Origin of the sequence: Limnovirga soli (genome assembly GCF_013106755.1) — a bacterium.
Classification (GTDB): Bacteria; Bacteroidota; Bacteroidia; order Chitinophagales; family Chitinophagaceae; genus Limnovirga; species Limnovirga soli.
This window is the reverse complement of record NZ_WHPF01000004.1, coordinates 150,186-163,231: the sequence shown is the minus strand read 5'-3', so window position 1 is coordinate 163,231 and position 13,046 is coordinate 150,186. Positions and strand designations below refer to the sequence as shown.

Below are 13,046 nucleotides of genomic sequence, written 5' to 3'. Positions count from 1 at the left end.
AATATGTATCCCGGAGTTTTCTGAGGTTATTAATTTGCAAGGTGTTATTTAAAACTTTTCATCAATTGGATTTATGGCCCTTTGAAATTTCTCGATTAGGTTTTTAGGAGGAATAACATTTTCAAGTTTTTTAAAATCATCTTTACCGATTGAACCGAAGACAGTTCCATTATCTTCGAATTGTTTAATAGGCGCTAACAAAGAATTGATTTTATAAAAAGTATAAGAGTAATAATCATTATTATGCTTGTACCTAAATGTCGCCACGCCTCTTCCAATATAACAATTATTTATAGCCATATTTAAATCTCCTACTGGTGCTCTTACGCTTACTAGTATGTCATTCTTTTTTGCCATACGGTTTGGTGCTGTTGTATAAACTCTCGCCTTGGGAAATCTAAAATCAAAATCAGCGTTCCCTTGAAAAAATAATACTCCTTGTCCCGTTTCATTAAGAGATGAGCCTGCTGGAGACTGTCCCATAATGAAATCAAACTCATCTTCAATTGTACCCTTCTGCCATGTGCCTGCTTGCTCTTTAAACCATTGCCTAAAAATGGTTTCTGCGTAATCTTGCAAGGTTTGATTATTGCTATGCAATAGGTCAATTTTTGAATCGAAACTATTTAATATCTCAGCAATTGCTTTTTGCTCAATAAGAGGAGGCAATTCAAGATAAAGGTTATTGAATGCTTCTTTTGAAACTCTCTGCCTACCAGATGTACCGTCAAGATTTATTTCCGCAAAATTTCGTACATCATCCCAGCGTGATAAATAAAAAATAAAATCGGAATCTGAAATACCATCCCTATTTCTGAATACAAGGAACCCTGTCGAACCAAAACCTATATTGTTTCTTAGATTTCTTACCTGACAAATTTTCCCATTCTCTAAACAAGGAGTGATTCGTGCAAAAAGTGTATCATGATTTTGAAATCTTGCGCCTCCTGTCATTATTCTTTCAACTTTAGGCTCACAATACTTTTGAATGTTATCTAAATCCTTCATTTCAACAAATGAATATTTTTCTCCCCCTTTTAGCTTAATAGTGGGGTTAATAAAAACAAAGTCAGAAAATTTATATTCTTTCCAATTATTCATTGTACTTGTGCAGTTTCTGTCATAACAATCTTTTCAAAATTTTTTTGAATAGTCTGATTTAGTTTTACTTCTTGGTGCATTTGTTCTTTTATTTCTTTCTTTAGGTTATCTATTCTTTCAGCAAAATCAAAATCATCTTCGTCATCTGGCAAACCAATATATTACCAAGTTGCCCAAACGAATTATTCATCGCAGTGAATACCAGAATGCGGTAGACATCAACAACAACATTATCAAACAAAACCCACAATATTATAAACGAAGACAGGCAATATGCGAACATCCTTTTAGTAGTATTAAAAGGCATTGGGGTTATACGCATACACTATTAAAAGGATTGCAAAAAGTTAACGGGGAAATGAACCTGATTATGTTTTGCTACAATTTTATGCGAACCAAAAACATACTTAGATTTGAAAAAACGTTGCAAACAATCAAAAACTGGCAACCAGATTATACCAAAGTATTAGGCCCTTTTAAAAAAGAACAGATCTAAGCAATTTACAGCGAAAATAAGCCCTCCTTTTTTCTGATCAAATATTCCCTTCGATTTTTAAAAGCTGCCTAAAAGTGTTGATATTAGCTTTAGGTGAAAAAATTAAAGGCTCTTTTTCTATGTTTTTAAGTTTTTTCACAGTCTGACGAACAGGGCTTTACGAAGTGGGGGAAATAGGATTTCGTCCGCCCCGGCTAACTGTTGCTGAATAAAGATAATAAGTTGATGACATATTCTAAAGCCAAATTACTAACATCAAGCTGGATATGAAGCCAAATTGAAAAACAAAAGTTGAAACACGGCTTACGTCTGCCCCCATTTTGGCAAACCCCATGTTGTATGTTCGCCCTTCGTCTTGGTGACTTGAACTGAAAGTGTGTGTCTAACGAAGTAGGGTCTGTCCAGGAAGCATAGGAACAAGGCAGGCTCTTTTGCAAGGTTGGCTTTGTGTGTCGGCATTGTGTGCCTTGCAAATGTGCCTGACTTGGTGCGTTGGCTGTCAGGTTTTGTGAATATGATTGTCTATTTGATTGGGTAATTTCATTTTATTGTATAATTCATATATACTTTTCTCAGAAAATGTCTGAGTGATTTTTTCTTGCTCTAAACGAATATTGTTTTGCCTCAAATAATTGTAAAGCTTTAATTCTTTATCAGTCAGCTGTTGTAAATTTTGATTTGATGCTGGTGTCCCGGATGCACTCTTAAAACTTGAAAGAGTTTCTTCATCCATCATAACGGCAACTGTATTCTGGAAATATTTTCTGAACTGATTGAGTATTTGAAAACCTTGTGCATCCAAATCGCCCCAATAAAAAAACTGTTTTCTTTTAATCCAGTCAATGTCTCTCAGATAGCTGACACTAAAGCCTCCACCACTCCAAATTGCAATGGTCTTTGACAAATAGGGTAGAGTTAGGAAATTCATTATATTCTCTGCAACAAAAATATTGACGCAATCCGTTTTGATGTTTCTGAACTCTGAAAGAGTCAATGAAATATCAGTAGCATTATAAATTGGTGAAAGGGATGTATCTAAAAATCGAATACGAATAAGTGGCTCGGAATATTTAAGACTGTAACGGAGTTCAAACTTAGTCTCATCTTTATTCAGGTATTCAGGAATTAGAAAGTCTAATAGGGGTTGAATAATACTTTTGTTTTCCAAAATATACTTGGTATGTATGTCAATTGGCAATTGCCGTATATACATATTCGGTAATGGTGTTTCCAAAAAAAACTGACAAACTTTTAATGTATCAGCCCAAGTATTATGTTCGACGAGTTTTGTTGGATTCAATTTAACCCACTCAATAAGCCGAGGTAATTCAGTTTTGATAAGTGACAGATTTTTCAAGAAAACATTATATTCCTTTTCCTTGTCTGTAATTTTTAAATAATCCTCAATACTGTCAATTGAAATTTTTTCAGGAACTGATTGTCGTCCAATTTTATCGAAAAGTTTTTCGCTTAAGATTAAGCTATAACCATGCTTTTTGATTGCCTTTGAGTTATTTCGAAGCAATTCAATAGATTCTTTATAGACAGAAAGCTTGCTCAAAATATCTTTTGAACCAACTTTGCCAATTCTGTTAATTTCCCTTGGAAAACAAGGGGCAGAATCCACAGAAGAAAGTAAGATCTCTTTCCACCATTTAATACAATGCTCTTTTATATCTTTTGGTGTTATCATTCTTTTGCTTCTACAACTTCAATTTTGCTATTTGTATTATAAAGAAATTTCTTGTCTTTATATTCCTCAATTGTCAAGTTTTGAATTTCTGAATTGTTTCCTTCTGTATTCGACACATAGTTAACTGAGCTAATATAATTTTCAATGACGTGAATCTTTTGAAGAGGTGTAACAATTAGTAATTGCAAATTTAATTTTTTAAAAAGTTCAAGTCCATATTCAGCACTCGAATCACTTCCTTTTCCAAACGCTTCATCAATTACTGCAAAACGGAATGATTTACTTTTTGGTTCTCCAATTTTTAAACCGAATTGATAAGCCAATGCTGAAGCAATAATTGTATAAGCTAGCTTCTCCTTTTGTCCACCTGATTTGCCTGAGCTCCCAGCGTAAAACTCCTTTTCTGAATTGTCTACAAAGTATCTTTCACTTGCGTTGAAATCAAACCAATTTCTTACATCAGTCACTTTGTTTGTCCAGTCGATATCCTTATTCTCGTTACTCCTAAACCTGTTGAGAATTTTTTGAACATCATTAAATCTGTTTTCTGTGTAAGCATCGTTCGTATCTAAAATATTACTGTAACATGCCTTCAAATCCTCTTTAAAAATTTTTATCTCTTGGTCTCTGTTTCTGTCGGCAATCAACTCAATATAAGTGCCCTTATTAAATTCAATTTCTCTTAAATGCTCATTAATGTTTTTTATTTTGATTCTGATTTCTTTTTCGTGAATGTCAAGTTTATTATCAAAAGCAACAATGTCATCAATTGTGTTTTTATTCAACATTGTTTTAAGTGTTGCCTCATGTACTGGCAATCCTTCATTTATAATCTTTTCGAGTTTGTACAAGTATTCCCCTCTTGCTTCAATGTCATCAGATAGTTCAAGCGAATCGGAAGGGAACTTATCTTTGTACTCCCTCATCTTCTGAATAATTTTATCTCTTACTGTATTTTGTCTTCCTGAAACTCTTTTTCGTTCTTCGTTGAGTTCTCTTACAAGATTATCTCTAACTTTATCTATGTTCTTTATTGTGTAGGTAATGTCTTTTATTTCCTGTTCTATTTTGGGATAGAATTTTTCCTTCTCTCCTTGAAGAAGGGTATTTACAGTTGACGTACATTCAGTTACTTCATCGCCATACTCTTTGACTTTATCTTTTAAACTTCTTTCATCTCCTAACTTTTCTTTTTGTAGCTTCTCTTGTTCAGTTATTTCACTTTGAACAACAATTAATTTTTCTTGTAAGGTTTTTAGAATGTTATTACTGTCTTGTAGTTCATTTCTCTCATTCTCAAGTTTTGTAATAGCTTCTATTTCATCCTTCCAATTTAACTCAAACCAATTTTTGTAACCAAGAAGTTGTGAAAGTTTATTTTGAATAATGCTGTTGTTCTTATTCTCTGTTTTTAAATCTTTTTCTTTATCCTCAAATTCTTTGAAACTAATTCGCAATTGGTTCAAGTGCTTTTCAACTGCTTTGATCTTTTCTTGATTACTCCAACCTAAAACAAAATTTCTTCTATCCCACAAATCACGCCTGTCGTCTTTAATGTGTCTTTGATTGCCAACTTTATATTGACCTTCCTTAGTAATTACATCACTTGACAATCTTTGGAACTCGTCGAGTGAAACACAACGCAAGTTGAATCGTTTTTGAAGCTCATTTTCTAACCAACTTTCAAAAGGGCTGTCGGACTTAATTTCAATCTTATATACAACCGAATCAATATCAACTTCGGCATACTTGGATTGCTTGAAGGAATAAGGAACTTTGAAATATTCAAACCTCATTCCTTTGTTTCTATTGTCTATCAATCTTTTTTGATTGATGTAGTTACTGATTTGACTGTAATGCTTTTCAGGAACTAACAAGCTAACACCAAAACCTCTCAATAACCTTTCCAATGCACCTTCCCAATCTTCTTCGTGTTCGTTTACTCGTAGCAACTCTCCTGCAAATGGAATTTCTTCTTCGTCTATCTCTAACGCATCAGATAATTGCCCACGAATATTTAAAAACTCTAAAGGGATTTGATTTTCTCTTTGCTTCAAGGATTCCAACTCTCTAGATTCCGCTTGTATGTATTCTTCAACTGTTGATTTAGCTCCTGCGATTTTTCCTATTTCAGAAAGGATTTCATCTTGTCTTGTTTTTAATGCTTCTACTTTTTCTTCTGCGTTTTTCTTATTTTTGAAAAATGTTTTATCGGTATTTGCCGTTTCCAATTCGCAAAGCGAAGTCAATTCTGAATATTCTTTGTGTTTTCCTTTTTTGTTCTCCGCCAATTTTTCTTTTGCCTGAATTTCTTCTGCAATTTTTTCTAATCTTTCTCCTCCATTACTTCTTATGTTTTGCTTAATCTGATTTAAATTATCTCGTTTAGTGTTGAGCAATTCCTCAATGCTTGATAGTTGTCCTGTAATTTGAAGCAGCTTTCTTTCGCAATCACCAATTTCATCTTCAAGTAACGAGATTTTTTTTGAAGCAAAATAACTTGGTACTGCACTTACAATATTATCAATATCCTGAATCCTTTCTTCAAACTCTCTGAAACTTTTGCAGAAGTCAACTAGTGGTTCAAGAGTTTCCTTCTGTCGCCGTGCTAATTGAACTGCTTCGTATGCTTTGTTCAAATCATCAAAACGTTTCTTTAAATCTTCAATTTGGGATTTAATTTCTGTTCTTTCGAGCATTTGCTCTCTTACAAAAAAAGTTAAGCTGCTAACTGACTTCATTGAAACTGTTTGATAAAACAAATCAATTGCTTTGTCTGTTTGCATCCCAAATAAATGACGAAATCGCTGGCTATACTTTGAAAAGTTATCGTCAAATATCTCGGTATTTGGAAGGTCTTTCATTCGCTTCCTTAACTCCTTTGCATCTTCAATATTTGAAAAGTTTTCTTTTATTGAAAGAGAGAACTTTTCCCTAATAATTAAAAATTTTTGTGGCTTGTCATTTTCAATCCAAAAAACCTGTGCCAATGAAACTGATTCTCTATAACCTTCATTTGTGAAGTTGGCAACAATTACACTAAAAGTTGAATCACTTTGATTGTTATAACGAAGTGAAACAGCTTTTTCTCTTGAATCGTTATCATCGTTTTTTGTATTCTTGTATTCGCCTTTTATATAAGTAAGTAAACTTCTTTCGTTTTTTTCTGCACCAGCAGCTTTATTAAAGCTTATCTTATAGTGCGGTACAATTAAACAGGTCAAGGCATCTACTAGTGTAGACTTTCCTGAACCAACATCGCCTGTTAAAAGAGAATTATTCCCATGCGGTTCTATCTTCCATATTTTGTTGTGAAAGGTTCCCCAATTAAGCAGTTCAACCGAATGAAGTCGGAAGCCTGTTTTTGTATTATCAATATTAAACTCTAATTCACTCATTCTGAATATTGGTTGGCATAGTTTTGAAGTTTATCTAAAGCATCTTTTACAACGTCAGCGTTTACAAATGCCTTGATAATTCTGTTTATCTCATATTGTTCTTCTTCTGTTTTCATTTTTCGTAAAAATCCCTCTTCAATTACTCTTTTCATTGCCGCTTCAATCTGCTTCTGCTGATTTGCCTCATTGGTTGTTTCTCTATAAAAGGGTTTTACTAATTGAATTATTTCGTCTCTGGTTAGAATTGCTTTTGTTGATTCACCTTCTCTATCATTCTCTATTAAGTGCTTGCGAAGGAGTAAACACAAAAGGGAAACATGAAAATTGAGTTGTCGCCTTTCAATAAGCTTTGGTGCTTCCTCATCTTCCTCTTCACTTTGTTTTTGCTTCAAGTAGGCATATCCTTCAGATTTATCAATTATTAGTTCAAGATTAATGTCAGCAAAATACCTTTTAACATCAGATTCATTTTCAGGCTTAAGTAGTTCATCCCATACTTTTTCCTGATGACTGTAAACTATCCCTTTAAGTAAAGCAACTAATATGTGTGAATATTGTTTAATCATTTGCAAAAAACAATTTGAGGAACTTTCACTTTGAAGTTCTTATTAGTTTTAGAATTTTTCATTTCAATAAAGTCATATGCATCGTTTTTGACAATGTGTCGACTTTTTTCAGTTGATGCAATTTCAACATATGCGACTATTTCCGCTACACCTTTACTTATTTCAAACTCTTTTACAAAATCAGAGAAAGCAATGTGAGATTTGTTTTTAAGAGCCGTTTTGATATTGTTTTTCAATTCTGCAACACTAATCTCAAATTGGTTATACAACTGGTTGTTATCGTTTGTGTTTTTGCCTTCTTCGAGGTTATTATTGGCAAATTTGATTTTCTCTGGCGGCTTGAACCCTCTAATTTCCCAACCATGCCCTAAAATCAAATTAATATCAATTACATTGTCCAATACTAACCAGTCAAGTTTACTGAAATCTTTATCAGTGTTTATCGTAATTATCCTTAAAGCTTCTTGAATATTGTCGTAGATTCTCTTATTCTCGGTAAAAGATTTATGCTCAAGGTATTTTCTTAGCTGCTCAAGTAAAGAATTAGTTGAACGTTTTGTTTTATCGCCTGCCTCAATCAAATCGTTTCTAACATTAGCTATACTGAAACTTTCACGTTGAACTTCCTGCACTGCGGGAAGACTCAATACTTCATTCAGCATCTTTTCAAATTCGTCTTGCTTAGATTGAGAAAGGAGAAACTCCCAAAATGCATTGAAACTTTTCCCTTGGTCTTCTTCTAACAGATTACTTTGCTGTTGAAAAAGGTCTTCCAGAACTTTTCCTTTTGCTAAGTTTGTAGTAATTATTTTTTGCCTAAATCGTCTGTCTAAGTCTCGAAAATTTTGCTCTACCTGCTTAAAATCTGCAAGCAGATTTTTGGCTGTTTCCTCAATTAAGAAATACTGCTCTTTAATCTGTCTCTCGTCAAGTACCTCCATTTTACCATGTTTCAAATCTTCAATCTCCTGTTCAATTTGCTTTTTCTTTGCTTCTAATTCTTTTAAGCGACTCGCATAATCCCTTTTAGATTTAGTTGAAAGTTCCTTAAGGCTTTCAAATAAGTTTTTTAAACGAGATTCTTGCCCAACAAACTCCCTTTTATCTAAACTATCAATCCACTTAAAAGCATTCTCGGTTGCAGCAGTCAGCTCATAAAGAAACTCATCGTTTTTTATTGGGTACTTCCTTAAGTAACCAGCGTTAGTCCAGTCAGTCAAATATTGTTTCGGCTGTCGTGGAAACTGATTTTCGTCTTTATTAAGAATATAGAGGTAGTCTGAAAGCTGTTCTATCAAATCCTTTTCAGAAATCGTCTCTGATTTAAACCCATTTGGATTTTGTTTAAATGACTTAAAAAGAAAACTAATAATCAATGCAGCACTGTCGGCAGTTATTAGGGTAACTGTCCGATGAGTTTTAAGTAACTGATATATTGTGCTAAATGTCATTGAATTATAACTACGCTAACAAATATAAATATTATTGACTGCTATTTTAGGCCTGGCGAATGATGCTCTTTGCGGAAGTATTGGTATAAAACTGATAAGAATTCCTTCAGCCGGGGTGGGTGGGCTGTGAGTTGGCATTTTTAGCTCTTTGCAAGGTTGGCTTTGTGTCGGGGTTTTGTGTGCCTTGCAATGTGCTAAAAATAGCGTTGGGTCGTGTCGGCAAAGTCATGTTAGTTTGAATTTAGGTAGGATGTTGTCTAGGATGATGTACAACGTCCAAGTATTGCTGCAAATGGGATATTAATATTCCTTCTGCCCGCTACTGTTGCTAAATTAAAAAATAAAAGTTGAAATTTTGTACTTAAGTTGATGTTTGCTTTTCCAGCCCGAAAAAAAGTTTGGATTTGCCGCCGATTGTACTTCCGTCAAGCCCCAGCTTTTGCAAATACTTTTGTTGTGTGTATTAATTTTATCTCTGGATTAAAAGATCATTATTCCTATTTTTCATAGTTAAATATTTATGATAATACGGCGAAGATTTCAGCATGTAGCATCGTTCCTTAATTACAAAACCATCCAATTTATGTTCAACTGTATAGTCAGCAAGGTCAGAAATATTGTTTATGAATCCCTTTCCATTAAAGTTTAAAGAAGTATTGCATAAAACACCAAAACCCGTAAGCCTTTTAAATTCAATTAGCAGGTTGTACAAGTGATTATTAGTTTCAGAAGAGACGGTTTGGACCCTTGCAGTTCCGTTTACATGTGTCACTGCGGCTAGGTTATCGGTCGAAACAAGTTTTGTATACAACATAAATGGACTGGGTCGATCGCAAGAAAACAATTTTTCTGCGTCTTCAGCCATACAAACCGGTGCAATTGGGCGAAACTGTTCACGTTGCTTAATCTCATTCAATCGTACCCGTGTACTATCTTGAAATGGTTCTGCTAGAATTGAACGATTTCCTAATGCACGGGGGCCTATTTCGTATTTTCCGTTTACCCATCCAAGAATTAAATTATTGGCCAACATTTCAGAAACCATTTCATAGCTGACTTCATACTCGTCAAATAAGGTTGCATCATATGAACCATTGGTTACAAATTCACGACCAGAATACACACTCCATTCTATCTTAGGGTCACCTGTGAAATATAATTGAGCATCAATAGCAGTTCCAATAGCCGACCCAGAATCGTTAGCTACAGGTGGCACAAAAACTTCTGAAAATAAATTAGTCTCTTTCCATTTCGTATTCCAATCACAGTTAAGTCCACATCCCCCGGCAATTAATAATGGCATGTTACGCTTCAAATTCAATTTAGCATATTGATAAAAGCGTTCAAATATGCGATCACTAAAAATTCCGGCAAAATTTCGAAATTCAACATCATCTAATCCAATATTGTAATGGCGATAATCTTTTAATGTCTGACATTGCAGTGGTTTAAGGTGCTTACAATCTTGCATTAGAAATAAAATTAACTTTTCCTCTTCATTAGTAGGTTTATTTCGTTTCGAAAAAGAAGCGAGAGCCATAAGCTTTCCTGCATCAGACAATCTCGAAAATTCAGCAACGCTTTTATCAAAAGTTGGATCTGCTATACCATAAAGCAATGCATAACGATGTCCTGGTTCTGGCATTACATCGGCAATCTTTGTTATGTTTAATTCGTTATCTATTTCGTAAAACGAGCCAAACACTCCCTCCCAAATTAAAGCATAACAGGGAGTACCTTTAGGAAAATTTGACATCCCAAAAGCACATAATATATGAGAACGTTCGTGTGAAGATGAGAAGTAATGTACCTTTTTCCCGAATAGATGTTCATGACTAATTACCATGTCATCATTACCTATGCCATAATATCCTGAAATTAGTCTTTGTTCTGTTAAGTTATTATTTCCAGGCCACCATCCACCTCTACAGAGGATATCTGGCAGCTCTGCTATATCTCCAAAAATGCTAAGTACATCTAGTATAGATAGAGGTGAATGTCGATAGTGTGAGTCTTTTTCTGCCTCGATCGAGATTACCAATCGACCATCTACAAGATAAGCCAAGGTGCCATCATGGCCTGGGTTATATGATAATATTTTCATTTTTTGTATTTCTTAAATTCATTCAATGCCCTGTCCTATTTAGTTTTTACCTCGTAATCGGCGCCATTAATTTTTGCTTTAACCTCGATATTATGAAAAATAGAAACAGTAGGGAGGTTTCTATTATTGATTCGACCTGCAAGTTGAGTAGAACGGGTTATCCAATTATTGGCATGGAGTGTCATTGGTAGATGTGGAATAGGAGTAGGTTCCCAAATACCTCGCCTATGAACTAATTCATCATCGACAAACCATCGAATCTCATTTGGACTCCACTCTATAGCATATCTGTGATTTTCCTTAGATGCATCGAATCCAAGGTCAATGTAGCTAGGAGACCCTCTATATCCATAGTCATAATTTGCACCTATGTCTCCTGGATTGTAGAAAACATTGACCAATAGTCGGTTTGGTCGATTTCCTGCTATCTCTATATCTATTTCTTGGCGAGGAGAGTTACGATGAAGAAAAAAACCTGTAACTACGCCCGGAGTATTGGAGACTTTTATAGTAGCTTCGAACCTTCCATATAAATATTGACTCTTACTACTAATAGATGCAGACGAATACTCTCGTACTCCAAGTGATTCACTTTTAATGGAAAGAGTTGCGCCAATTTTTGGTGCAAAATTCACATTATTCGGCCTAAACAAGGCTAAATTATCTGTGAATGTATCGCTCCGTATTAACCAACGATTAGTGTCACAGAATTCCAACCGATCCGAAATTTTTACAGTCTCACTATTGATACTAGACACGCCGTCTTCCGCTATAGAATTAATTCCTTGCCAGCATTTCTTAGAATCTATAAGCCATGGTGAAGTGTCACGTTTTGGATGAGTAAATCTAACACCGTGGTCAAATTCAATATTTTCAGAACGAATCGGTCTTTGTCCAACCTCATGTAGTTCAGGATAGCTACAATTAGGAGGTGCACTCCTTAAATGCTCACAAACAACTCGCCATTTATTAAGTTCCCTTTTATAAAGGATGGTCAAGTCAGTATCTTCAAGGATTTGTTTGATCTTAAACAGCGCAAAGTCTTCTTCTATATTTTCAATTGCAGTAAGAATAAATTTTGCTTGTGGATATCGTGTTTTTAATTCCCAAACTCTAGAATACATAGTACCGATGTTCACGTATGCATCGAAAACCCTATCACCTTTTCCCTCGAAAACCCGTTGAATCTCGCAACTCGGTAAGTCCTCAAAATCACTACAACATCGATACCCCAGCATAGATAAAGCCATTGCTAATGATGATAGACCTGATCCTCCGGAACCGAATACAAAAACTGGTCTTTCGGAAGGATATATGTTAAACAAAGAAGCACCTTCACTATTAATTGCTCCGATTGTAGTTAAGGTTGGAAGTATTGAATACGAATTTGACGATGTAATATCTCTACGTTGACTAATTAATGACTGCTTAGATGCTAGTACATCTAACCCTTTGAACTGATGATTTATCCAAAGATCTACGGGGCCTTGTATTGGAAGTGAGTCAATTAGTTTTTTTGCGCCTTCTCTTGACAGAACATAACCAGATAAATGCCAAAGGCCACGAACTGGACGAAACAAATTCCTTGAAAGAAGTGTCTTTGGCGCACCATATTTTACTTCAAGATAGGATAGATAAAGTATATCAAAACTTGTCTTGGCATCACTTATTGATAACACATCATTCCAAACTTTATCCATTTTTATTGTAAAGTTGAAATGAAACCAGATATCATCTTCAAGTATAAGTGTATATTCATTTTCACCGGCCGCGACTTTCTCCCAAACTTTAATATGTGATTGAGCAACAGCGCATTCGGCTCGAGTCATCTTAATTAGACTATCTAATTCTAATTGTGTTGGAAGGATTAATGGTTGAGGCTCTACAAAAAGTTGGTCACTCAGTGTATAAAATGGGGTAACCTTATCATCTGGGATTGGATCTTCAATAAAATCTTTAGCATCAACTGCAACAAGACGTTCAGTTAAATCAAGAAGTCTAGTTCCCGAAGAGTTCAATATTCGACTAAGTTCTTGCTTCATCTTGAACCAGCGTTTGGGGGCTCTATCTAGGTTTATGACATAGACCCTCATTATCTGTCGGCTATTATTCTCATTATCGGCGCCAAATGCTTGACACTTTCGCCTTGGAATTAGTTTTCTTATAATCAACCAAAGCCTAAAAGCACGACTGATAATTGCTGAACGTTCGGGTAACAAATTCATCTATTCATTATT

At 34.7% G+C, this 13,046-nt stretch carries 9 protein-coding genes; 1 reads left to right on the top strand and 8 read right to left on the bottom strand.

The annotated features are described in order from the left end of the window. Positions 1 to 48: 48 nt before the first annotated feature. Positions 49 to 1,101: a restriction endonuclease subunit S gene (locus GD597_RS06330; RefSeq protein ID WP_171606986.1), complete on the bottom strand. Its 1,053-nt coding sequence runs from the start codon at positions 1,099 to 1,101 to the stop codon at positions 49 to 51. Further along, positions 1,098 to 1,253, bottom strand: coding sequence for a hypothetical protein (locus GD597_RS06325; protein WP_171606985.1), 156 nt, complete (start codon positions 1,251 to 1,253; stop codon positions 1,098 to 1,100). The genes GD597_RS06330 and GD597_RS06325 overlap by 4 nt, the downstream gene beginning before the upstream one ends. Before the next feature lie 17 nt (positions 1,254 to 1,270). Between GD597_RS06325 and GD597_RS06320 the strand changes: the two genes are divergently transcribed. Then, positions 1,271 to 1,597, top strand: a complete 327-nt coding sequence (locus GD597_RS06320; RefSeq protein WP_171606984.1) for a transposase — start codon at positions 1,271 to 1,273, stop codon at positions 1,595 to 1,597. A 499-nt stretch (positions 1,598 to 2,096) separates the two neighbouring features. Here GD597_RS06320 and GD597_RS06315 read toward each other — a convergent pair whose 3' ends face one another. The 6 genes from GD597_RS06315 to GD597_RS06290 form a co-directional block, all read right to left on the bottom strand. Next, positions 2,097 to 3,290 (bottom strand): Wadjet anti-phage system protein JetD domain-containing protein, encoded by a 1,194-nt coding sequence (locus tag GD597_RS06315; RefSeq protein WP_171606983.1) that lies wholly within the window; start codon positions 3,288 to 3,290, stop codon positions 2,097 to 2,099. After that, positions 3,287 to 6,688, bottom strand: a complete 3,402-nt coding sequence (locus GD597_RS06310) for an ATP-binding protein (RefSeq protein WP_171606982.1) — start codon at positions 6,686 to 6,688, stop codon at positions 3,287 to 3,289. The genes GD597_RS06315 and GD597_RS06310 overlap by 4 nt, the downstream gene beginning before the upstream one ends. After that, positions 6,685 to 7,254, bottom strand: coding sequence for a DUF4194 domain-containing protein (locus tag GD597_RS06305; protein WP_171606981.1), 570 nt, complete (start codon positions 7,252 to 7,254; stop codon positions 6,685 to 6,687). The genes GD597_RS06310 and GD597_RS06305 overlap by 4 nt, the downstream gene beginning before the upstream one ends. Further along, complete coding sequence (locus tag GD597_RS06300) at positions 7,251 to 8,705, bottom strand: DUF3375 domain-containing protein (RefSeq protein WP_171606980.1); 1,455 nt, start codon at positions 8,703 to 8,705, stop codon at positions 7,251 to 7,253. The genes GD597_RS06305 and GD597_RS06300 overlap by 4 nt, the downstream gene beginning before the upstream one ends. 469 nt (positions 8,706 to 9,174) lie before the next feature. Then, positions 9,175 to 10,809, bottom strand: coding sequence for a carbamoyltransferase C-terminal domain-containing protein (locus GD597_RS06295; protein ID WP_171606979.1), 1,635 nt, complete (start codon positions 10,807 to 10,809; stop codon positions 9,175 to 9,177). A gap of 35 nt (positions 10,810 to 10,844) precedes the next feature. After that, the gene (locus GD597_RS06290) at positions 10,845 to 12,902 is read right to left on the bottom strand and encodes a family 16 glycosylhydrolase (protein WP_262888845.1); all 2,058 of its coding nucleotides are present in this window, start codon (positions 12,900 to 12,902) and stop codon (positions 10,845 to 10,847) included. Positions 12,903 to 13,046: the final 144 nt, after the last annotated feature.

Bases quoted from the DNA above. Each gene is read 5' to 3' on its own strand.
- GD597_RS06330 (WP_171606986.1), bottom strand. From the start codon at position 1,101: ATGAATAATTGGAAAGAATATAAATTTTCTGACTTTGTTTTTATTAAC.
- GD597_RS06315 (WP_171606983.1), bottom strand. From the start codon at position 3,290: ATGATAACACCAAAAGATATAAAAGAGCATTGTATTAAATGGTGGAAA.
- GD597_RS06310 (WP_171606982.1), bottom strand. From the start codon at position 6,688: ATGAGTGAATTAGAGTTTAATATTGATAATACAAAAACAGGCTTCCGA.
- GD597_RS06305 (WP_171606981.1), bottom strand. From the start codon at position 7,254: ATGATTAAACAATATTCACACATATTAGTTGCTTTACTTAAAGGGATA.
- GD597_RS06300 (WP_171606980.1), bottom strand. From the start codon at position 8,705: ATGACATTTAGCACAATATATCAGTTACTTAAAACTCATCGGACAGTT.
- GD597_RS06295 (WP_171606979.1), bottom strand. From the start codon at position 10,809: ATGAAAATATTATCATATAACCCAGGCCATGATGGCACCTTGGCTTAT.
- GD597_RS06290 (WP_262888845.1), bottom strand. From the start codon at position 12,902: ATGAGGGTCTATGTCATAAACCTAGATAGAGCCCCCAAACGCTGGTTC.